The sequence below is a fragment of the Bradyrhizobium ottawaense genome, assembly GCF_002278135.3.
In the GTDB taxonomy this organism is placed as follows: domain Bacteria; phylum Pseudomonadota; class Alphaproteobacteria; order Rhizobiales; family Xanthobacteraceae; genus Bradyrhizobium; species Bradyrhizobium ottawaense.
In genome coordinates, this window is sequence record NZ_CP029425.2 from 2771418 (window position 1) to 2792782 (window position 21365).

The following is a 21365-nucleotide window of genomic DNA, read 5'->3' on the forward strand; positions in this document are numbered from 1 at the left end:
CACCGTCGGAGTTACCCTAGCCACATATGAATAGCGATATCTCGTTGCCCTCAGATCGCGGAAACCGATTTTACCAAGGCGTGGCCGCAACCTTTTTCGCCAACGCCCTCCAGGCGGTCAATTTTCTCGGTGATCGATTCCTGAGAAAGTCGCACCATTCGTTGTCGGCCATCGAGGACCTTTACCGGCACTCGATGGACAGCGCCTTTTCGGTGACCGAGGCCTTCCTCGTCACCGGCGCGCCGCACGCATCCGCCTATTATCCCCGTGACTTCGCCTGGTTCTATTCTGATGTCCTCGACCCCGAGACCATCATGGATGCGCAGGACGCGGTGCGGCGGGCCCGGCTGCTCGACAAGAGTATCCGTCTGTTGCTCGAGGCGGTTCGCGCCGATGTCGTCACGACCACCATCGTCCCGGCGGGACGCGGTCGGTACCTCGGCGTGAACTATTTTTCGCGCCCGTCGGATACGCTGCTCGGCATTCTGGCCGGCCTGCAGCAGATGATCTCGGCCGATCAGAGGGCGCCGTCCTATCTGGCGATGGCACAATGCGCGCATGCCGGCCGGCTGCTGCTGGCCGAATATGGCGGTGACCTGAAGCGTGTGGTCCTGCAGCTCGCAAGCGAGCTCGAGCCGTTCGACGATGACGGCACCAGGTATTTGCTGTGCGATGCCCGTGGCCCTCGCTCCGCTGCAACGGATACCCGTGCGGAACGCAGGCGCTTTGTCACCAATGCCTGCGTCTACACAACCTTCCTGTGGAGCGTGCAGCTCGGCATCGTGGACGAGAACGAGCTGAAGCGGCTGCTCGGACGCGGCCTTGCGCAGTACAAGAAGGCCCTGCTCCGTCTGTTCGGCAGGGACGGCTACATCAGGCATTCGCTGGATGGTCCGAAGGGATTGCCGGTGTCCTCGGTCGCGCTGGATTTCGTCAGCGTGCATCGCGGCTTCTGGGAAATGAACGATGCGAGCGAGCGGGCGCTGTTCGCGGCGACGGCGGATCTGATCATCGCGGAGCCGCGCTTTCGCATACCCTCTACGTTCCACTTCCTGGTGTCCGCGGATAATCCGCGGAACAAGATGATCCACAAGATTGCGGCTCCCGCCTATCAAGGGCGCTCGTCCTGGCCGACGTTCAACGTCGAGTTCGCGGACCGGATGCTCGACTACGACGAGGTCTCCGGCGGCGATCACTACCGGGCCTGCGCGCAAGGGATATTGAAGGACATTCGCACCGCGACCGAAGTGCACGGCGGATATCAGGAGCTGATCTCGGAACAGGGGCTGAAGTATCGCACCTGGGCCTACAAGGGCGCCGTGGCCCATTCCTGGTTTCCGCGCTTCCTGTCGGTCTGGAGGAGGGCGTATGGAACGCCGCTCCTGCAATGGAATGACTGATCCGCGGGGGCGCTATCCCGCCGTCACGTCCACCAGCTCACCGCCCTCCAGCACCTTGGCCGCCTTGGCGCGGTCGAGATCGCCTTCCCAGGCCGCGACCACGACCGTCGCGACGCAGTTGCCGACGAGGTTGCCGAGCGCGCGGGCCATGCCGATGAACCAGTCGACCGACAGCACCAGCACGAGGCCGATCGCGGGAATGCTCGGCACCGCATTGAGCGTCGCCGCCAGGATCACGATGGCCGAACCCGGCACGCCATGCGCGCCCTTCGAGGTGATCAGGGAGACGCCGAGAACCAGCAGGAGATCGCCGAAGGACAGCGGCGTGTTGGTCGCCTGCGCGATGAAGACGACGGCGAGCGTCAGATAGATCGAGAAGGCGTCGAGGTTGAAGGAATAGCCGGTCGGAATCACGAGACCGACCACGGAATCCTTCACGCCCATCCGCTCCAGCTTCTTCATGATCTGCGGCAGCACGGCATCGGAGGAGGCGGTCGCGAGCACGATGGTCAGCTCTTCGCGCAGGTAGGCGAGGAATTTGAGGATGTTGATCCCGGCGAGCGCCATCACGCCGCCGAGCACGCCCAGCACGAAGATGGCGACCGAGATGTAGAACAGCATCACCAGCGACACGAGCTGCTTGAGCGAGCCGACCCCGTATTTGCCGACGGTGTAGGCGACCGCGCCGAGCACGCCGAGCGGGGCAACGCGGACAATCAGGCCCATGACGCGGAACAGCACGGTGGAGGCGGCATCGATCATGCTGGTGACGAGCTTGCCCTTTTCGCCGCCGACGAGCGCGAGCCCGACGCCGAACAGGACCGCGAAGAACAGCACCTGGAGCACGTCGTTGCGCGACAGCGCATCGAAGGAGGTGGTCGGGATCACGTTCATCAGAAAGGCGCCGATGCCGCCGCCTGACAGCTTGTGGGCGTTGTCGGCGTAGGTGTTGAGCGCTTTGGCATCCAGCGTGGAGGGATCGATGTTCATGCCGTGGCCGGGCCCGAAGAGGTAAGCAAGCAACAGGCCGACGACGAGCGCGACGGTCGTCATGATCTCGAAATAGACCAGCGCCTTGACGCCGACCCGGCCGACCTTCTTGAGGTCGCCGGCGCCGGCAATCCCGTGCACGACGACGCAGAACACGATCGGCGCCACGATCATCGAGATCAGCTTCAGGAAAGCGTCGCTGAGGATCTTGAGCCCGATCGCGAAGTCCGGGACGGCCATGCCCAGGATGACGCCAAGCACCAGCGCGGCCAGGACCTGGACGAACAGCGAGGTGTAGAGCGGCTTCGGCTCGGCGGCGGGCGCCGCGGTGATGGTCGACATGGTGGATTTCCCCGGTTTGACGCGACTTGGACGTCAAAAAGGAGCAACAACCGTGCCAGATTGTCGCGGTATTTCCGGAAAGCGGCCTGGAGGTCGCCCTGTTATCCCGGGCGGCGCGACGCAACGCTTCAGGAGCGCTGTGTCGGGGGGCGCGGAACCCATCACTCCACGCCTTCGCTATCTCGCCGAACAGTCGCGTGGGGAGGAAGCCGCGGGACCCGTCAGTCGTTATGCCTACGCCGAAACGAAAGGCAACCTCATGCCGCAAGATCCAGCAGCCGGCATGATCCGCGCACGAGCGCCTTGCGTCCCGTGGGCGTCATCACAGGTATGCCGTCATTGACGACAACGAGACCGAACTTGACGAGACTTTCGATAAGATAGGCCTTCGAGAGGCGACCGCCCGACACCGGGTTGCGAAGTGTGCGCAGGGCTTCCCACTGGTCCGGCGAGAGATCGAAGTCGACGTCGTTGCTCATGTTGCCTCAAGCGATAGTACCATTCGCGCGCCTCTGTTAGCGGGGCTGCATGAAGACCATGCGACGACAATGAGTCGGGAATTCGGTGCGCTGTTTAGAACGTCTCTTCACGAATTGCCGCACTTCATTGCGCCACAAGAGTAAAGATCGCTCGTTGGCGAATATTGTCCCGAGCTTCGATCACATATTGATGAATTCGGTTTGATGCTGCACTGCAAGTTGTCGCGGTGCACGGGAAGCGCTGCTGTCCCATTCTGCGTCGCAATAGGCACAGAAATCGTGAAGCGAAAGGTTGAGGATTCTGTTACGGTGATCCCCGGGGAATGACTTCACGCTGCAGGAGTGGAGTGCATGAACAGGCTGGTCAAAATTCGCAGTCAGGAATCCCTGTGCCGGGAGCGCGCCGCGCTCGATTTCGATCGCCGGGTTTTCTGGCTCGCGCAAGCCGAGGAATGGGAGCAGCGCGCGCTCGACGAAATTGCCTATCACTTCCGGGAGTGCAATATCGGCCAGGCGGAGCTTGCACGGAACTGACGCTGGCCGCGAGCAAGACCTACTGATAAGTCGCCACGATATCTGACACCGCGCGCTCAAGCTGCTGCGCGGTGGCGCATTGGCGCACGACCGTACAGAAGGTCGCATAGCGCGGCATCTCGGAATCGCCAAAGCCCCAGGCGAGCCGTCCTTCGGGATTGAGCCAGACCAGCCGCTTCGAGCGTTCGGAGATGCGGCGCAGGATGTCGGCACGCGGGTCGAGGTTGTTGCTGCGGGCATCGCCGAGCACGATCACCGTGGTCTGCGGCGTCAGCGTGCTCATGAAGTCCTTCTCGAAATCGACCAGCGAAGAGCCGTAATCGGACGAGCCGAAGCCGACCTTGGACATGATCTCGGCCATCGCCTCTTCCGGCGATTTCTTTTCCAGGATCTCGCTGACCTCGATCATGTGCGAGGAGAAGGCAAAGGAGCGGACGTCGTCGACCACCTCGTGCAGCGAGTGGATCAGCAGCAGGAAGAAATCGGAGACTTGCGCGACCGATCCTGAGACGTCGCAGAGCGCCACGATCTTCGGCCGGTCGCGATGCTTGCGCTTCCATGCGGTGAGGAAGGGCACGCCGCCCCAGGCCGCATTGCGGCGGAGTGTGCGGCGGACGTCGAGATGACCGCGGCGCTGGCGCTTGCGCGGCTTCGAATAGCGCTCGCGCAGGCGGCGCGCGATCTGGCGGATGAGGGCGCGCATCTCCGCGACCTGGCGCCGCTCGATGCGGGCGAGCGGCGCGTTGCGAAGGATCTCGTTGCGGAGATTTTCGGCCTCCTCGCGGGCGTAGAGCGCGAGCCCCTGCGAGACGGTGTCGCGCACCGCTTCGCGCAAGGCGTCGAGCGCGGCGCGCAGACGCTCGGCCAGTGCCGGGTTGGTCGCGGTCAGCGCGTCGAGATCGTCGCGCAGGCGCTGGAGGCCCATGGCATCGAGGATGCGGCTGGAAAAGATCCCGCGCTGGGTGGAATAGCGGATATCCGACAGGGAGGCCGTGCCGGAAGCGCTGGCAATCGCCGCTGCGATCGTGTTGCGGTCCTGCGACAGCAGCATCTGCGCGAGCGGGCCCAAGCCCTCGGGAGGCTGTCCTTCGCCCGCTTCGCTGGCCGAGCCGGAGGAGGGGGACTGATCCGGATCCTGCGAGGCGGTCTCCTCGCTGCCCGCTTCGGTCTGATCCTGTCGCGGCTCCGGCTGGCTGAAGAACAGATCAAAGCAGTCGGCGAGCGCGAGCTTCTCGTCCTGCGATTTGGCGAGCGTCAGAAGCAGCGCGTCGCGCAGGATGGTTCGATCGGAGAGGCCGACCTGCGCGACCGCGCGCATCGCATCGATGCTCTCGGCAGGCGAGACATGAACGCCGACGCCGCGTGCTGCCCGAAAGAAACGATGGAGGTTCTCGCGCATCGGCGTCAACCGAAGACGTTGGACCGTGCCGCCTTGGCAATGAAGGTCGTCACCTGCGGCGCTGCTGCCTCGATGTCGGCTTCGTATTTCAGCAGCACGTTGAGCGTGTCCTTGACGACCTCGGTATCGAGCTCCGTGGCCTGGAGCAGCACCAGGACACGCGCCCAGTCGATGGTCTCGCTGACCGAGGGCAGCTTCTTCAGATCCAGCGAGCGGATCTCGTGAATGAAGCCGACCATCTGCCGGCGCAGTGCCTGCGAGATGCCGGGCACCCGGCTTTCGACGATGCGCTCCTCGAGCCGCTGCTCGGGGAAGCCGATATGCAGATGCAGGCAGCGACGCTTCAGGGCGTCGCCGAGGTCGCGCTCGCTGTTGGAGGTGAGGATCACCGTCGGCGGCGTGATCGCCGAGACGGTGCCGAGCTCGGGGATCGTGACCTGGAAATCGGACAGGATCTCCAGCAGCAGCGATTCGAATTCGGCGTCCGACTTGTCGATCTCGTCGATCAGGAGCACGCAGCCGCCCGGCTGCTCCAGCGCCTGGAGCAAGGGGCGCGGCTCGACGAATTCCTTGGAGAAGAACACGTCGCCGAAATCGTGCAACTGGTCGAGCGCGGCGTGCAGCGTCTGCGCGCCGCCGAGGACTTCGCCGAGCTTGTCCTTGAGGATCTGCGTATAGAGGAGCTGCTTGGCGTATTTCCACTCGTAGAGCGCCTTGGCCTCGTCGAGACCCTCGTAGCATTGCAGGCGGATCATCTTCATGCCGCGCCAGGCCGCGATCGCCTTGGCAAGCTCGGTCTTGCCGACGCCCGCGGGGCCCTCGACGAGGATCGGCTTCTCGATCTGCTGCGACAAATAGACGGCGGTCGCGATCTGCCGGCTCGCGATGTAGCCCTGCGCGGCGAGGCCGCTCTCCACTGCCTCGATCGAGGTCGAGGCCTTCTGATCAGCCACGAAAGGGCGCTCCCAAAGGTCTTGCTTGGGGCTTGTTCTGCCTGCGTTCCCGGCAAAGAACAAGCCTCGTTTGGGAGGCATCAGACCCGCACGGACGGCGCTTTTTCCGCTCGACGCAAATACGTGTCGGCGCGGATATTTGCGCGGCTCGCCGTTCGCGCGATCAGTGCCGCAGCAGCTCCGGCTTGCGGATCGTCTGTCTGACCTCGGCGCCGCAATCGGCGCATTCATAGACAAAGTCGATCTTGGCAAGGCTCCAATGCGGCTCGACCTCGCGCACATACATCGGCAGGAACCCCATGCATGCCGGGCAATTCACAGGCGCGATCTCGATGTCCTGATGATGCTGTACATAAGCTGGCATCTCGGCTCTCCTTCGCAGGCGACAACCAAACCCCGCGCAGAAGCTACTGCCGGTCGCTCCAGGCACGTCATCAACTCTATCGAACGGAGATGGAACGGCGGACGTTTGTCGCGCGCTGTGACATTCTTGTTACGTGTCTGTACTGTAACGGGCGGACTGAGTGCCTATTTCTGCGGCCGATCCGGTTTTCGGAGCCTCAACCAACGATAAGGGAGTAACGCCCATGACGCATGCCATTCGTTTTCACAAGACCGGCGGTCCGGAAGTCCTGGTCTGGGAGGAGGTCAGCGTCGGCAAGCCCGGACCGGGCGAAGCGCGCATCCGCCACACCGCCGTCGGCCTCAATTTCGTCGACATCTACAACCGCTCCGGCCTGTATCCGGCGCAACTGCCGAGCGGGCTCGGCAGCGAGGCCGCCGGTGTCGTCGAGGAGGTCGGGCCCGGTGTCACCGATCTAAAGCCGGGCGACCGTGTCGCTTATGGCGCCTCGCCGCTCGGCGCCTATTCCGAGGCGCGGCTGATCCCCGCGGACCGCCTGCTGAAGCTGCCTGAGGGGGTCGACGACAGGACCGCGGCGGCGATGATGCTGAAGGGTCTCACCACGCAATATCTGATCCGGCAGACCTATCGGGTGAAGGCGGGCGATACAATCCTGCTGCATGCCGCGGCCGGTGGCGTCGGTCTGATCCTGAGCCAGTGGGCCAAGCACCTCGGCGCGACCGTGATCGGCACCGTCAGCAACGACGAGAAGGCCAAGCTCGCGAAGGCGCATGGCTGCGACCACGTCATCATCTACACCCGCGAGGATTTCGTGAAGCGGGTCGACGAGATCACGGGCGGCAAGAAGGTCCCGGTGGTTTATGACTCCGTCGGCAAGGACACATTCCTGAAATCGCTGGATTGCCTCGCGCCGCTCGGCGTCGCCGCGCTGTTCGGTCAGTCCTCCGGCGCGGTCGAGCCGCTCAATCTCGGCCTGCTGGCCCAGAAGGGCTCGCTCTACGTCACGCGGCCGACATTGTTCACCTACGCCGCCAAGCGCGAAAATCTGGTCGCGATGGCGAACGAGCTGTTCGACGTCGTCAAGTCCGGTGCGGTCAAGATCGAGGTGCACCAGACCTATCCGTTGAAGGACGCCGCCAAGGCGCATGCCGATCTCGCCGCACGCAAGACCACGGGATCGACCGTCCTTCTGGTGTGATGTCCGGGCCTGCGTCACGTCCGTTCATGCTTGCGCACATCGCGGGCGTGATCGAGGTGAATTGCTTGGAGGTCGACGTCTTCGGGCGGGATCCGGGGCAGGGCGGCCTCGGTCAGGATCGCCTCGGTGACGTCCTCGACCGAACTCCCGGCGATCTCGTGTATGAACGAGACATTCCGGTATTCGCCCGAGGCGATGCGGGAGATGACCTCACGCCTTGTGATTTCGGGGTCGACGACCGCCTCGCGGCCCCGCCGTCCATAGTCGATCATCACGACGAAATATTGCATCAAAACGACTCTGCCGCGCCCCCTATTGCGGGCGCGCGGCAGATTATTTCCGAAAAACAGAATCAAGTCAAGGCCGATTTCGAAAAAGCGAAATCGGCGGCCGTGCCGATGCCCTACTTGCCCTTCTTGCGGGGGCGCGCCGACTTGGCGCGCAGCCGCTCGAGTTGGCCCTTGGGCATGGACAGGCAGATCTCACCCACCCAATCGAGCTTCACGCCGACGATCGGCTTGGCGTTGAAGCTGGTGAGATTGACGACGGACGGGCTTTTCCCCCGCTCGATCGTTTTCAAATAACGCTCGCCGGTCTTGAGCCGGACCACGGCCTCCTCGCCGTAGAAGCTCGACAGCGGATGGCGCTGATCCTTGTAGACCACGATCACGTCGCCGCTCTCGTATTTGGGCAGCATCGAATCACCCACGATCTCGAAGGCGACAGTCTCTTCCATGATCGGGAAGGGCAGCGCGATGTCGCCGAGACCCTCCGGGGGGACCTGCTCGTAATCGGGCTCGATCACGGCGCCGGCACCGACGCGGCCCATGATCGGCGCGAGATTGAGCTCGAGATATTCCATGATCGGAATGATTTCCGAGGCCTTCACCAGGCGTTCGCCGCCGAGGATCTCCGAGACCGCGCCGGGCCGCACGCCCATGGCCGCCGCGAGGCCGCCCTTGCTCTTGCCTGTCTTTTCCAGGCCCCGCTCGATCATTGCAACGTCCAACATGGTGATTCCCTCGATTACCCATCGTCTCGCTCTTGTAATCCGAAATTCGGAATTATTGCAATTATGAATATCAGAATTATCGCTTGACTTGTGCTTCGGAATACCGGAATGTCTGTTTCGCCCCGGTCGTGCGATCGGAGGAGACGCATCACAGGACAGCAGCATGGAACCGGGTCATTGGCCGTCGGAGCACTCCGACGCGCTTCGCGACTATTTTCTCAAAGGCATGTCTTATGCGGAAATCGGAAGGCAGATTAACGCAAGGTTTGGAACGGCTTACACGCGCAATGCGGTGATCGGCCGCGCCAAGCGGCTCGGGCTCGTCATGCCGGAATGGATCGTGAGCCCATCGGTCGCGCCATATTTGCCGGGTGAGGCCCCGGTTTCGCCGCGCCGCGCGGTGCTACCGAATCTGAACGTGCCGCCGAAGTCCGCAATGAAGCCTGCGGTGCGGGTGAAGCTGCGCTGCGTCGGCGTTCAGCCGCGCCTGATCCAACTGGTGGACCTCGATCCGGCCGACTGCCGCTATCCCTATGGCGGCGACAAGGACGGGGAGGAGATCGCCTTCTGCGGCCATCCGCGCCAGCCGGGCTCCAGCTATTGCGCCCCGCATGCGGGCCTGACGCGTCGCTCCGGGGCTGCGTCCGCCCGTGTCCCCGGTCCCGTCGTGCTGAAGCTGGTCTTCGCGGCCTGAACTCTCACCCGTTTCATCGTCGATTTCGCAAGGAGTATCCAAGTGGCTCGTGTCCGACGCAACAAGTCCTACAAATTGGCGCAGATCCACGACCGGCGGTCCCGCGACGTGCCATTCAATGCCGAAGTGGCGGAGGTCGAGGTCGACAATCCGCTGGCGCTCGATGCTGGTGAGAAGATCGTGGCCATCCGGTCGATCCGTGGCGATCCGCTGGGACGGCTGCATGCACACCACCAGATCGATGAGGCGCAATTTCTCGGCGGGCGCGCCTTCCAGAACGATTGGGAGAGAGCGGAGCGGGGCCCTCAGGCGATGGACCCGACCCGCGAATATGTCGATGGCGCGCGCACGCGCGAGCCGGTCACCGAGAGCCAGCGCCAGGCGGTGCTGCGGCTGAACCAGGTCGAGCGCGAACTCGGGACCGACGGCGCTGCGCTGGTGCACGACGTGCTGGTGCTGGGCCTGACCATGGATCAGATCGGGCAGCGTCGTGCTGTCCGTACGCAGCGCTGGAACGACTATTTTGCGCGACGCTTTCGCGAGTGCCTCGACCGGCTGGCGCTGATCTACGGTTTTGCGACGGAAACGGGGACACGGCAGGCAGGGCGGCGCAGATGACAACGGCACGCCTGCGGTTTGGGCCGCGGGCGCGCCAGTTTGCCGCTCACGGATGCGGGACGATCTGGTAGGGCGTCGAATAGGGTTCGACGCGGAGCGAGGCGTTGGCCAAAAGCCCGATCCTGGCGGTCGGCGCCTGCTGCAATTCACCGTTCGGGCCGCGATGCACGTTATATTGCCAGACCGTGAGATCGCCCTTCTGCGCCAGCGCGTGCGCAACCGCGCTCGCATCATTGCCGCCGAGCGCCTGAAGCTCCTCCGCCGACAACCCGACGACGATCTCGTCCTTGATGGTGACGATCTTGAACAGGTTCATCTTGGTCTCCTGCGCCCATGCGCCTTGTATCGAGAGGGTGAAAAGCGCGACCGCGGCGCCCTTGATGAGATCGCAGCGAGAAAGCATGCCGTCGTCCTTTGGTGCTGAGGCGCGCCCGAATCGAAGAGTTTTCAGCCATGGCGCCCGTTGTCTGCGTGGCCGTGTCGCAACGGCTTGGTCGTTCGTTCATGGACAACGGTTCACCGGCGGAAACATATCCGGCTTGCGAGATCGATCGTTATTCTGCCGTTAATACAACCGCCGAGGTCGCACTCAACAATTACGTGTAGGCACTGAGAAGGGCTCATTCGCAGCCGAATGTCCGTTCATATCGGAAACAAGCAGAAACGTTGTGCCGATCGACGGCGATTGGAGCTGCGTGCGTGATTGATGACGCTTCTTGACGCAGGTGGGTGACGGCGGTCGATATACCTGTTATCCGGAATTGCCGTGGTGCGATGCAGACGAAGCATCGCTTTAGGCACTGTTGGGCTTGCCGGACGGGTTGTTCCTTGACATAATTGCAACCAGATGGTTGAGCCTGTCGTTTGGACATGTCATTCGGCGTGCCAACCCGCCGGGGCCACCCGGCCGAGAGTTCGTCGCCATGGGTCCTGTATGGCGTCTTGTTATGGCGTTCGGTTCTTGAGCGGGTCACGAAGCCGATGCTTGTCATAGGTGCGAGATGAAAAACCTCAATTTCGCGGCTGAACTGCACCTCAAGCTCGGCGCGCCGGCGAGCGGCACGGTCGAAAGCCTGCGCCTGCTCCGCGCGTTCCTGAAGCTCGCGCCTCGACAGCGTTTCGAGGTCATCAAGCTGGTCGAAGACCTCGCCACCGAAGAAATTCTGCCCGAGCACCCCTTGTCCTGAGCCCGGCCGAGCGCCGGCCTTACGCCGTCTCTCTCGTTTTCCCGTTCGTTTTCCCGCCGGAGCCGGACCGCCGGCGACGTTTCCACGCGGGCTGGCCGCTGGAAGGCGATCCGGCAAGTGTGGTATTCAATTGGGAAAACGGGAGGAGTGCGACCATGATCGAACCGAAGCTCGAAGTTCCGGCCGAACTGCGCGACCTGGCCGAGAAGACAATTGATCAGGCGGAGAAGGCATTCGGCATGTTTTTCGACGCCGCCACCAAATCGATGTCGTCCGTTCCAGGACCGGGGACGGAGGTGTCGAAGCAGGCGCTGGTTTTCACTGAGCAGAACATGAAGTCGGCCTTCGAGCATGCGCGCAAGCTGGTTCATGCCACCGACCTTCAGGAAGCGATGCGAATCCAGTCCGATTTCCTGCGCAGCCAATTCACCAGCGCCGGAGATCACATGCGCCAGATGACCGGCAGTCTCATGCAACAGGGCAAAGGGAAGTCCTGATTCTCCGCGCGCGCAGCATGCCCACAATTGAACTTGCGCGGCGTGGCGATCCGAACCTCGATGCCGGCTCAGATCTATGACGGGCCACCGAATGACCACATTCGCCGTCTGTCGTCCTTCTGCTGATCCCTGCCGGTCCTCCGGCGGGGATTTGCATGTGTGGCGAGCGTCGTGCTCGGCGTGCCACTAGCGCAGCGAAGCGATGTAGGCCGCGATGTCGCCGGCTTCGGTTCGGCTCAGGGGAAAATTCGGCATCTTCGGGTGGGGATCAAGCAGGAAGAAGGCGAGCCTCTCCGGACTGAAGTCCGGCCTGCGCGCGACGGAGGCAAAGGAGGGGACGTCAGCGCTCGCCTGGGTTTGGCCGTTCGCGACGACATGGCAGCTTGCGCACCAGCGTTTGGCGAGGTCCGCACCGTGTTCGGCATTGGCCGCGAGAGCCGACGATGTGCCGAAGCTCGAGGTTACGGCAAGCAGCAGGCAAATTCGTCTCAAATGCTGGTGCATAGGGTAACTTTCATGCATCGATTAGCGGCCGCCATGCTTATCCGCAGCACGATCCCGGAAATTGCGAGAGATCAATCCGGGCGATGATCGACCGCAGCAGCTTGCGGGCCGAACGATAGAGATGCCGTAGGAAAGCCGGCATCCTCGCCGCGGGCAGGCCAAGACTTCTCGTGAGACTTCTCGTATCGAGATTTCTCGTATCCAGACTTTCAATGTAGTGCGACACGTGACTCTCCGAGGCTATATCGCCCTTTTATCCCGGCGCCTCGGAGCCGCCTTGATCTGCCGCAAAGCGTTCCGGGCTAATAGTCGCCCGGATTCATGATCATCGGGGTTTTCGTATCAGCCGGCGCAAGCGCGCTGCTGGCGCTGTCGCGCAGGAAACGGTCGAGCGTTTCCTGGATCTTCTCCTTGACCGAGTTGGGACCGCGATCGCTCATTTCCGTGTGCTGCGCGCCAGTGTGGACGATATCGATACCGCGCGCCTTGGCTTCTTCCGGCGTCGGCAGCACGCCGGGATCGGTCAGGAAATGCGGATCCTTTGACCGGAACGACAGGATCTTCATGCCGTCGCTGACCACGAAGGGCACCCGCAGATTGTCGAGCGTGATCACCTTCGACACCAGCTCCGGGTGCTGATGGGCAACATACATGGAGACATCGCCGCCGTTGGAGTGACCGACGAGGGTGATGTGGTCGTAATCGACGTTTTCGTGCTGCTTCTTCAGCTTGTCCAGCGCGAACAGAATGTTGGCTTCGCAGCGGATATAAACCTCGCGCCGGCCGACATATTGCTGACCGACATGGGTCATCAGCGGCGGATCGCTCGGCAGGTCCTGCTGGATGCTGGCAACCAGATAGCCGCGCGCGGCAAGCACGTTGGCAAGGAAGGAGTATTCGGTGGCCTTGACGGTGTTGCCGTTGCTGATGATGGCGAGCGGGAGTTTCCAGAGGCCGAGATTCGCCTTGGTCTCGTAATCGCGCCGCACCGCCACGTCGACCGAGATCGGCCGCTGCCGCGAGGCGTCGAACAGCGCCAAAGTCTCATGGCGGATCGCGAACCGACTAACGACGAAATATTCCCCGACGCCGAGGACGCAGAGAAACGCCAGGATTGCAAACACCCTCTTCATGGTTTCATCTCAAATCACATTTGACTGAACATGGTCATTGGGAACTCCCGGATCGAGCGATCGTGAGCAGCTTACGGGATTAAATTTAGGCAAGTCTGTGAGCAAGCCCGCAAAAAGGACCGCGGGGTGGCTACGAACAGCCGGACTTGCCGCGTTCGGGGCAGAGCCGGAACGCGCTCGACAGGGTGAACAGGAAGCGGGGGCTGCGGCGCTCGTTGTCCGGTGCCCGGTAGCTCAAGGGCACCGCTACGCCGAGATCGGCCTGGATATCCTCTGGCAGGAAGAAGCGCACACCGGCCCCGGCCGATGCGAGCGACAGGCCGTCACTCAGGCGGTAACCGTCGTTCCAGACGGCGCCGCCGTCGCCAAAGGCGTAGAGCTGATAGCCGGTCCAGTAGCGGAAATTGAGCTTCTGGTCGAAGCGCAGTTCGAGCGAGCCGGCAAGGCCGTTGTCGCCGCTGATCTCGGCTGCGCCATAGCCCCGGCCGAAGGCCACGCCGCCGAGATAGAATTGCTGCGAGGTGAACAGTGGCCGCGATGCGGTCTGGCTCGCCGCGGAGAGCCTGAGCGACCAGGTATCGTTGAGCGTCTGGTAGCGCGTGAACCAGAGGTTCAGCACCGAGAAGTTCGAAGATGCGCCGTCGCGCGACAACAGGTCGTCGTCGAAATGCGAGGCGCCGAAGATGTCGAGGCCCTGGCGGTAGGTCAGCGTCGCAAGATTGGTGCCACCGAAGCGATCCTGTAGCCGGTAGTCGGCGGTCAGGCTCGCGGTCCTGATATGATCGTTGTACCAGGGACCGTAACGGTCGTGCTCGGACACATTGCTGAAGGTCGTCGCCGCAGTCAGCGTGAGCGTGGAGGATTGCGATTGCAGCGGGACGACGCTGGCGCGCAGCTCGAACGCCTCGGTCGTCGTGATATCGCTGTCGAGGCGGCGGGCATCGCCCGGCCGGACCGCGCTGTACAGGGCGGAAGCGCCGAGGCGCACGCCGTCGACGCCGACGGGCGTGTCGTAGGACAGCCGCGCAAAGCCGAGCTGGCGAGGATCGTTGGCAATCGTCGACAGGTTGACTGCCAGCGTGTCGCCGGGCGTGAGGTAGGAGTTGAACGCGCCGGTGGCGTAGCTCTGCCACGGGCCAACGGAAGATGATCCGAGATTGTCCAGACCGAACGAGGAGAAGGCGTGCCAGGTCTTCAAAACGACTGTGAGACGGAAGCGGCCGGTCGTGCCACCGATCTCCTCCAGCGCGGTATCGGTGATCCGGACGCCCGGCCTGCCGTTGATGAGGAAGAGCTGGCGTTCGAGTGTTGCAAGGCGCGACGGCTGCTCGGCCAGAACCGGCCCGAGCATCGGCCTTACGCCGAACTGCTCGGCGCCGTCGCCTTTCAGCTCGGCCTGTACGATGGCGCCTTCGATCACCTGGATCCGTACCCGGCCGTCGGCAATGTCCTGCGGCGGCACGATGGCCCGGCTCAGATGGAACCCCTCGGCGCGGTAGAGATCGCTGATCGCGCCGGCGATCGCGGCGAGATCCGCCTGCGAGACCTGCTTGCCGAGATAGGGCTGATAGATCGCGGCGATCCGATCTTGGGATACGGTGTGTGCGCCGCTGACGTTGACGCCGCGCAGCACGAATTGCGGTTTGGTATCGCCGCCGGTGTTGGGCTGTCCGACACCCGGGAGCCGGACCGGAGGCCGGCTCAGCGATTCCCGCTCGGTTTGGTTATCGAAATATTTCTCGGGCTGGCGCGGATCGAAACCCGGCTGGTTCGCCTGTTGTGCGAACGCCTGGGAAATTCCCGCAAAGATCGGTACCACCATCACCAACGCGGTAATGAGATGCCGCTGCTCAACGTACGTCGCGAATCTCTCTCCGTAGTTTGACGGAGACTTTGCGATGGGGCGGTAAGGGTTCGTTATCCGCATGATTTTTCATAGTTTTTTATGGTCAATGATTGGTTAATGCTGCCACTGCACGGGCCGCTTCCCGCTAATCCTCTCTTGAGTGATTTCCGGATACCCCTCAGCTCCGGCTGTAACGCGGACTGAGGATCGTGATGCTTGGCAGAATTGGAATGCGGTGTGCCCTCGTGGCGGCGCTGACCCTTGGAACGGCTTCCGCTGCGTTTACCGCGGAGGATGGCGTCTGGTCGGTCAGCAAGGCCACCGGCGAGGTGTGGGTCGCGACCGACGGCGCGCAACAGGTCTCGCTGAACCAGGAAGCGACGCTCAAGCCCGGCAATACCATCCGCACCGGACGCAACGGCCGGGTGCTGCTCGTCCGCGGCGAGGAGACCATTCTGATCTCTCCCAACTCCGTGATCGGCTTGCCCTCGGAGAAGAAGGAGGGGCTCTCGACCACCATCATCCAGCGGGCGGGATCGATCCTGCTCGAGGTCGAGAAGCGCAACGTCAAGCATTTCGAGGTCGAGACGCCCTATCTCGCCGCCGTGGTCAAGGGAACGCAGTTCAGCGTCACGGTGGGAGCTGGCAGCACCAAGGTCGGCGTGCTCCGCGGCCAGGTCGAAGTCTCCGACTTCAAGACGGGACAGATTGCCCAGGTCATGCCGGGACAAGCGGCCACCGTGTTTGAGCACGGCAAGCCTGGACTCAGCTTGAGCGGCGCGGGGACGTTCAATCCGATCGAGCATGGCAAGCCGCGCGCCTCGACGATCGAGCGTGTCCCCGTCCCGAAATCGGGCCTGTCGGCGCCGCGCAATGCCGCGAGCGGCCATGCGATCCATGCGCTCGGTCCCATCGACAAGGGGGCCAAGGCGGCTGGCGTGCCGAAGCCGTCGCATCAGGCGGCTGGAGGTCATGTTTCCAAGGCCGGCGTCGTGCGCATCTCGAGCTCGCTCGGCGAAGTCAGGCTGAATGTCCACAAGGTCACGAATGGGCTCGCCCACGGCGCGGTTGCTCCCGGACAGGTGCGCAACGCGAACGCCAACGCCGGTCCTGACACGGTGTGGAGCGACGGCAAATCCAATACGCCGGCATCCAACAGCTCCGTCCAGACTGCGGCAACGACGAGCGGTGCGGCAGCTGCTGGCAACAGCGCCTCGGCTGCGAGTGCGGCGATCGCGGCAGCGGCAGCCGGTGCATCCAGCGACAGCCCCGGCGCCAACAACGGAAACTCCGGCGGCAACGGCAATTCCGGCAACAACGGCAACGGAAATAGCGGGAACAACGGCAACGGCAACCATGGTGCCACCGGCAACGGCAGGGGCAACAACGGCAACGGCAGTGGGAACGGCGGCGGCAACGGCCATGGCAATGCCTACGGCCACAACAGGCGCTGAGGCGGTTTCCCAGGGGATGAGGGGGCGCATCCGTTGAAGCGGGTGCGCGGGAGGATCGGGTGAAACGTTATCGGCCGCATATTCTCGTCGTGATCGCGCTTGCGATCGTGCTGTCCACGGGATGGCATGGTGCGCTTCGCAACGCGCTCACCGATCTGCGGTTCAGCTGGCAATCGCGTGCGGCCAGCGGCAATGTCGTCGTGGTGGCCATCGACGCACCGTCCATCGATCAGATCGGGGTGTGGCCGTGGCCGCGCCGGCTCCACGCGGAGCTGTTGCGCAGGCTCGAGGCGGCGGGCGCGGGGGACATCGCGTTCGACGTCGATTTCAGCACGCCGTCCGATCCGGCGTCCGACGAGGCCTTCGTCAAGGCGCTCCGCGATGTCGGCGGCTCGACGATCCTGCCGTCCTTCAAGCAGCCGACGCCGAATGGCGGCACGGCGCACATCAATCGCCCCCTGAAGGGTTTCAGCAACCAGTCGTGGCCGGCCGTCGTCAACGTCGCGGTCGAACCCGACGGGCTCGTTCGTCGTTATCCGTTCGGCGAGAAGCTCGGCGATGCCTTGATGCCGTCGATGGCCGTCGTGCTGGCCGGGCAGGATGCCAACCGGCGGCCGCCCTTCCTGATCGACTTCAGCCTTCGTGCAACCTCCATTCCGAGCGTCTCCTATGTCGACGCGCTGCGCGGCGATGCCGCGGCTCTCGACAAGGTGAGAGGCAAGAAGATCATCGTCGGCGCCACCGCGCTCGAGCTCGGTGACCGGTTCAGCGTTCCCAACGGCAGGATCGTCTCGGGGCCGGTCCTCCAGGCGCTGGCCGCAGAATCGATCCTCCAGGGCCGGATGCTGCACTGGACATCCGATATCGGCATGATCCTGGGTCTGGGCGTGATCTGCCTGCTGATGATGTATGCGTGGCGTCGCCTCGCGCCAGGAATTCGCGTCGCGGTCCTGATCGCCTCCGGGTTGGCTATCGAGCTGGTCGCGGCCCTCGTGCAGGCAAGATGGCCCCTCGTCATCGACACATCGCTATTTCACATCGCGATCGTCGCCTATCTGGCCGCGATTGCGCTGGACGAAATCGATTTCCGCAGTCTCCTGGGACGCATCGCCGAGAGCCGCTTTCACCGCATCGCGATGTCGCTTGGCGATGGTCTCGTCTGCACCGACGAGGATCACCGGATCACGGTCTGGAATCCCGGCGCGAGCACGATCTTCGGCTACGCGCCGGCGGAGATGATCGGCCGTCCGTTCGAAACGCTATGCGCCGTGCCGGTGGACGGCGATGCAAGGCCGTCCATGCACGACGCCGCGCGCCAGGCGCTGCTGGTTCCGGGCGGGGCGGTCGTCGTCGAGTTCGAGGGCCGGCGCAAGAATGGCGAAACCTTCGCCGTCGAGGCGAGCTTCTCGGGCTGGCAGGGAACGGACGGCTTTCAGTACGGCGCGATCCTGCGCGACATCTCGGTCCGCAAGCGGGAAGCCGAACGCGTCAAATATCTTGCCGAACACGACGCGCTGACCGGTCTTGCCAATCGCAACACGCTGCATGCCGGACTGGCCGGCATGATTGCGAATGCAGAGCGACGGCCTCGCGAAGTCGCGTTGCTCGTCATCGGGCTCGACGGCTTCCAGGGCATCAACGACAGGTTGGGGCATTCGGCGGGAGATCTGGTGCTGCAGGCGGTCGCCATTCGCCTGGAGGGTCAGGCCGGAGATCGGGCGATCGTCGCCCGGCTCGGCGGAGATGAATTCGCCATTGTGCGCGAAGCCGCAGATGGCGGTGAGCCGATCGCGAAGTTCGCCGAGCGGATCGCGCGTGCATTCGAAACGCCGCTTGCGACGGGCACGCGCCAGCATCGTGTCAGGATCAGCATCGGCGTCGCGGTCTACGGCGAAGGCGGACAGAGCGCCGACGAACTCCTCAGCAATGCTCATCTGGCGTTGAGCAAGGCCAAGATGACGCGGCGCGGCAGCCATGTGATCTTCGAGGCTGCGATCAGGCAGGAGCTGGAGAACCGGCTGACGCTGGAGAGCGAGTTGGCGCTTGCGGCGGATCGCGGCGAGTTCGAACTGTTCTACCAGCCCCAGGTTCGTCTGATCGACGGCAGCCTTATCGGGGCCGAAGCGCTGATCCGTTGGCGGCATCCGGTGCGCGGCTACGTCTCGCCCGGAGAATTCATGCCGGTGGTCAACACCTCGGCACTGTCAGAGCGGATCGCGAACTGGGTGATGGAGACCGCCTGCCGTCAGGCGCGTGACTGGGAAATATCCGGCAACGGCGTGCGTGTTGCGATCAACCTGTCGCCCTCGCAGCTTCACTCCGGCGATCTCGCGCATTCGGTTGCGGCGTTGCTCGAAGCGACGGGGCTTACCCCGTCACTGCTCGAAATCGAGGTGACCGAAGACATCCTGATCCAGGACGAACGCCGCGTGCTCGACATGTTCAAGCGAATTCAGGAGCTCGGGGTGCGCGTCCTGTTCGACGATTTCGGCACCGGTTATGCGAGCCTCAGCTATCTGAAGAAGTTTCCGCTCGACGGGCTCAAGATCGACCGCTCGTTCGTGCTCGATCTGCTCGCCGATTCCGACGATGCCGCGATCGTCGGCTCGACCATCGGCCTCAGCAAGCAGCTCGGCCTCACGGTCGTGGCCGAAGGCATCGAGAACCGCGCGACTGCCGACTTCCTGGTCAGCATGGGATGCGCGGAAGGACAGGGTTATTTCTTCGGCCGTCCGATGCCTGCCGAGGCGTTCGAAAAACAGTTCCTGGCGGCTGAACTCCAGACTGTCAGCGCCGCCTGAGCGAGCGGCTTTCGCCTGCGCGTTGACACCAGCATTCCGAATGGAGGTTTGGTGTTTTGGCGAGCGGCGTCCGCGGGTCACCATCGATCTGGTATTCGGCGTCCAGCGACGGTGCGCACATTCCTTGCTTCCTGCGAGGTCGCAGCGCAATTTGAGCGCGGAAATGCTCCACGGGGATTGGCCTCGCATTGTCTGCTTTCGAAAGCTGAGCGGAAAGGCCTCTTGAAGCTGCTCAAGGGCAGCTTTTGACCCGAAGCGGACTCGGCGACAGATCGTCACCAATATCTAAAGCCAAACCAAGCAACCGGTCCTTGCCGCGCCGCCAGAACGATCGGCGGCTCTGCATGCCGTCTTCCAGCATATTTCCTGCTCGGTTGTCGCTTCCGCTGTTCAAGCGATGCTGCGCGATGCGATCCGGGCAGAGGCAGCCGCGCAAATGCGCCGCGCACTCTGGCATCATCGATAGGACCGGCCGGTATAGTGCCAGGCGGAGCCGGAGGGTTCGTGTCCCATGGCGCCGGTGTAGGCGCCGCAAGGATCGCCTGTGTTGTGTCGAAGACGACGAGCGCGGGTAATTTCCGCTCCGAGTGGATGCGTATGACAGGCGGATTAGCTGCCGCTCTTTGGGCGATGGGCGAGGTTGGCAGATAGAAGCCCGCAATCAACAGCAGCGCGAGCAACACCGCGCCGACGCTGCGGAAGTAGGCCAACAAAGGCATCTGTCGCTCCGCGCCCCCAAACTACTCGGGCCCAATGCGCGACGCACGTTGACAAAGGCCGGGCCCTTCCGGGAGCAGGTTGCTCGTCGCCAGACCCGGCTTTCTTCGGCCTGAGCGCGAGTTGCGCTCAACCATCCTGCCTCACCTTAGCGACCAGCCCCAATGCGATTGACGCCGCCATTGGCATTGCCACCGACATTATGACGGACCGCAGCGCGAGCCACCGGTCGGGGCCTCAGCACCACTCCCGCGCGCGCAACGCAACCGGCTGGATAGCCGACGTACGTGCAGTACACGACCGCACCTGCCGGCTCGCTGCTGAACGTTGCGCCCGCAATTCCCAGCAACGCGCTGCATGCGAAACCCGCGAATGTAAGTTTTGTAAGAGAGGGAAACTGCAGCATAGGCGCCTCCTGATCTCATGTAGGCTTGATCGCATGCCGTCGGGTGCGATCAGCGCCTGACATTGGTGGGCTGCCGACGCATAGCCGCCTTTGACCTAGGTCAAGCCCTAAGGCCGATTTGCGAATGTCGGAGACTCGCGAAAAGAAAGACACAAATATTGTCCCATCGGTGCACACTGAGCAGCCGAGGCTACTTCCATTACGAAGACCCCGCGGCGCTGTCCTGCTCCTCGGCAAGCCAAGCGGTAATGCCGGATGTTGGAATGAGCCGCCGGGGAAGGTGGGGATTTATCGTTCCCGCGAAGATAGCAAGGCCTTCGTCTAGCTTTGCACGAGCGAAGGCCTTGGCTTCTGCTTCCGTGGTGAAAGTCCTTGTTTCTCGAGGGCTCCGCTGCTTCGGCAGCGTGCCGCGTTTGCGAATCTCGAAGGTGACGTACCAAGTCGGCGTCATTGCAGGCACCACTTGATCATCCAGCCCCGATTTTGGCCCTCATTGTGGTGTGCTGTCGGGTAGCGGGTTGATCCAAATCAAGATCGAGCGTCGCGCTATGAGACATCAATCAGGGCGACCGGCAAGGAAGACAGATCGCTGCGCTGACGCGTCATTCACCTGATCCACCCGTGCATCGCGTTGTCGGCGCCGACGATCTTGTTTTAGCCTCTAGCAGATATTTTGGCGCTGGCTGTCGCGCTCTGCGATGGCGCTACCCCTTGCCTCTTCCTGACAACGAATGAGCGCTGCGGCTCGCACGCGTGCGCGTCGGATTGCGCTTGGGTGTTGCCATTCTGTTACATGGGCATGAGACGGTCGCGACTAAACTCCCAATTGTTATGAAG

The 21365-nt window shown here is 63.1% G+C and carries 21 protein-coding genes; 9 read left to right on the forward strand and 12 right to left on the reverse strand.

Annotated features, from left to right (window positions below):
- Positions 1-26: 26 nt before the first annotated feature.
- Positions 27-1400, forward strand: coding sequence for a hypothetical protein (locus tag CIT37_RS13105; protein ID WP_095425726.1), 1374 nt, complete (start codon positions 27-29; stop codon positions 1398-1400).
- A gap of 12 nt (positions 1401-1412) precedes the next feature.
- Here the strand turns inward: CIT37_RS13105 and CIT37_RS13110 are convergent, their stop codons facing one another.
- Together CIT37_RS13110 and CIT37_RS13115 are read right to left on the reverse strand one after the other, a co-directional pair.
- Positions 1413-2732, reverse strand: coding sequence for a dicarboxylate/amino acid:cation symporter (locus CIT37_RS13110; protein ID WP_095425725.1), 1320 nt, complete (start codon positions 2730-2732; stop codon positions 1413-1415).
- A gap of 257 nt (positions 2733-2989) precedes the next feature.
- Positions 2990-3211: a hypothetical protein gene (locus CIT37_RS13115; protein ID WP_028142648.1), complete on the reverse strand. Its 222-nt coding sequence runs from the start codon at positions 3209-3211 to the stop codon at positions 2990-2992.
- 351 nt (positions 3212-3562) lie between these two features.
- Between CIT37_RS13115 and CIT37_RS13120 the strand changes: the two genes are divergently transcribed.
- A complete protein-coding gene (locus CIT37_RS13120) occupies positions 3563-3745 on the forward strand; it encodes a hypothetical protein (RefSeq protein ID WP_028142647.1) in 183 nt (60 codons plus the stop codon).
- A gap of 19 nt (positions 3746-3764) precedes the next feature.
- Here the strand turns inward: CIT37_RS13120 and CIT37_RS13125 are convergent, their stop codons facing one another.
- From CIT37_RS13125 to CIT37_RS13135, 3 genes are all read right to left on the reverse strand, one after another.
- Positions 3765-5144 carry a vWA domain-containing protein gene (locus CIT37_RS13125; RefSeq protein ID WP_095425749.1) on the reverse strand — a complete coding sequence of 460 codons (1380 nt, stop codon included), beginning with the start codon at positions 5142-5144 and terminating at the stop codon, positions 3765-3767.
- A gap of 5 nt (positions 5145-5149) precedes the next feature.
- Entirely contained in the window at positions 5150-6097 is a 948-nt protein-coding gene (locus CIT37_RS13130; RefSeq protein WP_038949180.1) for an AAA family ATPase, read from the reverse strand.
- Positions 6098-6260: 163 nt separating this feature from the next.
- Positions 6261-6461, reverse strand: a complete 201-nt coding sequence (locus CIT37_RS13135; RefSeq protein ID WP_028142644.1) for a hypothetical protein — start codon at positions 6459-6461, stop codon at positions 6261-6263.
- Between the two features lie 223 nt (positions 6462-6684).
- On the opposite strand from CIT37_RS13135, the gene CIT37_RS13140 reads away from it, so the two are divergent.
- Positions 6685-7659 carry a quinone oxidoreductase family protein gene (locus CIT37_RS13140; RefSeq protein ID WP_028142643.1) on the forward strand — a complete coding sequence of 325 codons (975 nt, stop codon included), beginning with the start codon at positions 6685-6687 and terminating at the stop codon, positions 7657-7659.
- A gap of 14 nt (positions 7660-7673) precedes the next feature.
- On the opposite strand, the gene CIT37_RS13145 is transcribed toward CIT37_RS13140, so the two are convergent.
- Entirely contained in the window at positions 7674-7949 is a 276-nt protein-coding gene (locus CIT37_RS13145; protein WP_028142642.1) for a hypothetical protein, read from the reverse strand.
- Positions 7950-8062: 113 nt separating this feature from the next.
- Entirely contained in the window at positions 8063-8671 is a 609-nt protein-coding gene (locus CIT37_RS13150; protein ID WP_018644790.1) for a S24 family peptidase, read from the reverse strand.
- A gap of 163 nt (positions 8672-8834) precedes the next feature.
- Between CIT37_RS13150 and CIT37_RS13155 the strand changes: the two genes are divergently transcribed.
- Positions 8835-9365 (forward strand): GcrA family cell cycle regulator, encoded by a 531-nt coding sequence (locus tag CIT37_RS13155; RefSeq protein ID WP_028142641.1) that lies wholly within the window; start codon positions 8835-8837, stop codon positions 9363-9365.
- A gap of 42 nt (positions 9366-9407) precedes the next feature.
- Entirely contained in the window at positions 9408-9983 is a 576-nt protein-coding gene (locus CIT37_RS13160) for a hypothetical protein (protein ID WP_028142640.1), read from the forward strand.
- Positions 9984-10029: 46 nt separating this feature from the next.
- On the opposite strand, the gene CIT37_RS13165 is transcribed toward CIT37_RS13160, so the two are convergent.
- Positions 10030-10386: a hypothetical protein gene (locus tag CIT37_RS13165; RefSeq protein WP_028142639.1), complete on the reverse strand. Its 357-nt coding sequence runs from the start codon at positions 10384-10386 to the stop codon at positions 10030-10032.
- 598 nt (positions 10387-10984) lie between these two features.
- Here CIT37_RS13165 and CIT37_RS13170 point away from each other — a divergent pair.
- Both CIT37_RS13170 and CIT37_RS13175 read left to right on the forward strand, forming a co-directional pair.
- Complete coding sequence (locus tag CIT37_RS13170; RefSeq protein ID WP_028142638.1) at positions 10985-11170, forward strand: hypothetical protein; 186 nt, start codon at positions 10985-10987, stop codon at positions 11168-11170.
- Between the two features lie 155 nt (positions 11171-11325).
- A complete protein-coding gene (locus tag CIT37_RS13175; RefSeq protein ID WP_028142637.1) occupies positions 11326-11667 on the forward strand; it encodes a phasin in 342 nt (113 codons plus the stop codon).
- Positions 11668-11853: 186 nt separating this feature from the next.
- Here the strand turns inward: CIT37_RS13175 and CIT37_RS13180 are convergent, their stop codons facing one another.
- The 3 genes from CIT37_RS13180 to CIT37_RS13190 all read right to left on the reverse strand — a co-directional run bounded on the left by CIT37_RS13180 (position 11854) and on the right by CIT37_RS13190 (position 15231).
- On the reverse strand, positions 11854-12171 hold the full coding sequence (locus CIT37_RS13180) for a c-type cytochrome (protein ID WP_095425723.1): 318 nt from the start codon (positions 12169-12171) through the stop codon (positions 11854-11856).
- Positions 12172-12473: 302 nt separating this feature from the next.
- Positions 12474-13304, reverse strand: a complete 831-nt coding sequence (locus tag CIT37_RS13185; RefSeq protein WP_028142635.1) for an alpha/beta fold hydrolase — start codon at positions 13302-13304, stop codon at positions 12474-12476.
- A gap of 130 nt (positions 13305-13434) precedes the next feature.
- Complete coding sequence (locus tag CIT37_RS13190; RefSeq protein WP_095425722.1) at positions 13435-15231, reverse strand: ShlB/FhaC/HecB family hemolysin secretion/activation protein; 1797 nt, start codon at positions 15229-15231, stop codon at positions 13435-13437.
- A 131-nt stretch (positions 15232-15362) separates the two neighbouring features.
- Between CIT37_RS13190 and CIT37_RS13195 the strand changes: the two genes are divergently transcribed.
- Both CIT37_RS13195 and CIT37_RS13200 read left to right on the forward strand, forming a co-directional pair.
- Positions 15363-16604 carry a FecR domain-containing protein gene (locus CIT37_RS13195; RefSeq protein WP_161966390.1) on the forward strand — a complete coding sequence of 414 codons (1242 nt, stop codon included), beginning with the start codon at positions 15363-15365 and terminating at the stop codon, positions 16602-16604.
- Positions 16605-16663: 59 nt separating this feature from the next.
- Positions 16664-19405, forward strand: coding sequence for an EAL domain-containing protein (locus CIT37_RS13200; RefSeq protein WP_095425720.1), 2742 nt, complete (start codon positions 16664-16666; stop codon positions 19403-19405).
- A gap of 865 nt (positions 19406-20270) precedes the next feature.
- Here the strand turns inward: CIT37_RS13200 and CIT37_RS13205 are convergent.
- Entirely contained in the window at positions 20271-20528 is a 258-nt protein-coding gene (locus tag CIT37_RS13205; RefSeq protein ID WP_095425719.1) for a hypothetical protein, read from the reverse strand.
- Positions 20529-21365: the final 837 nt, after the last annotated feature.